The sequence below is a fragment of the Kitasatospora sp. NPDC048296 genome, assembly GCF_043201815.1.
GTDB lineage: Bacteria > Actinomycetota > Actinomycetes > Streptomycetales > Streptomycetaceae > Kitasatospora.
The window spans coordinates 1-1,608 of sequence record NZ_JBICZB010000208.1 but is presented as its reverse complement, the minus strand read 5'-3'; the positions used below and the strand labels follow the sequence as shown (position 1 = coordinate 1,608).

The 1,608-nt window shown below is 75.0% G+C and carries 1 protein-coding gene; it reads left to right on the top strand.

Annotated features, from left to right (window positions below; all coding sequences use genetic code 11):
* The coding region (locus tag ACGF12_RS38515) for a polyketide synthase dehydratase domain-containing protein (RefSeq protein WP_393041309.1) at positions 1-1,608 on the top strand (1,608 nt) is incomplete at both ends.

Below are 1,608 nucleotides of genomic sequence, written 5' to 3'. Positions count from 1 at the left end.
CCACCCACACCCACGGCCACCCCGTCAACTGGCCCACCACCAGCCACATCCACACCACCCTCCCCACCTACCCCTTCCAACACCACACCTACTGGCTCCAGCCCACCAACACCGCCGTCGGCGGCCCCGGCATCGAGCACGCGCTGCTGGACACGCAGGTCGAACTCGCCGGCGGCCAGGGAGTGGTCTTCTCCGGCCGGCTCTCGCTGCGCACCCACCCCTGGCTGGCGGATCACACGGTGCTCGGGACCACGCTGCTCCCCGGCTCCGCGCTGGTCGACGTCGTGCTGCACGCCGCCGAGCTGGCCGGCGCCGGGCAGATCGAGGAGCTGACCCTGGCCGCGCCGGTCGTGCTGCCGGAGAGCGGCACGGTCGAGCTGCAGGTGCACGTGGGGGCGCCCGACGACAGCGGCCTCCGGCCGGTCGGGGTGCACTCGCGGCCCGCCGGGGCGAGGGGCGAGGAGGTGCCGTGGACACAGCACGCCGACGGCGTTCTCGCCGAGACGCCCGTGTCCCCGGTGGACCTGTCCGTCTGGCCGCCGGCCGAGGCCGAGGCCGTCGGCGTGGACGGCTTCTACGACCGTCTGGCCGATCTGGGGCTCGGCTACGGCCCGGTGTTCCAGGGTCTGACGGCCGCCTGGCGCACCGCCGACGCCGTCTACGCGGAGGTCGCGCTGGAGAAGGACACCGAGGTCTCCGGCTTCGGCATCCACCCCGCGCTGCTCGACTCGGCGCTGCACGCACTCGGGTTCACCGTGAACGAAGCCGTGAACGAAGCCACGGACGGAGCCGACGGCGGGGAGCGTCCGCTACTGCCCTTCGCCTGGGCGGGCGTGTCGGTGTTCGCGGTGGGTGCGTCGGCGGCCCGGGTGCGATTGACGCCCAGCGGTCCCGAGGCGTTCGAGGTGGCGATCGCCGACGCCTCGGGCGCGCCGGTCGCACGTGTCGGACGGTTGAGCGTGCGACCGGTGTTGCCCGAGCAGCTGGCACCGACGGCCGGGCCGCGGATCCCGGTGTTCGAGATCGACTGGACGGCCGTCGTCCTGCCGGAGGCGGGCGGCACCGAGCCGCGGTACGCGACTGACCCGGCGCGGTTGGCGGCGCTGCCGGTCGGCGACGCGGTCGTGGACTTCCCGGCCGAGGGTGCCGAACCGCACGCGGCGGCCGAGCGGGCGCTGGCATTCGTCCAGGCCTGGCTGGCCGACGCGGAGCGGGCCGACGCCCGGCTGACCCTGGTGACGCACGGCGCGGCCGGTCCGGACGTGTCCGATCCCGCCGCCGCCACGGTCTGGGGTCTGGTCCGCTCCGCCCAGATCGAGGCCCCGGACCGTTTCGCGCTGCTGGACATGGACGACGACCCGGCCTCGGCGGCCGCGCTACCCGCCGCTCTCGCGTCGGGCGAGCCGCAGCTCGCCCTGCGGGCCGGCGCGGCCCTGGCGCCGCGGCTCGCCCCGCGCAAGCCGGTCGCGAACGACAGCGCGCCCGACGTCGACGGCAGTGTGTCCGAGACCGCGGAGCCGGTGTTCACGCCCGACGACTACGTCCTGATCACCGGCGCCACCGGTGAACTCGGCAAGCTCATCGCCCGCCACCTCGTCACCACCCACG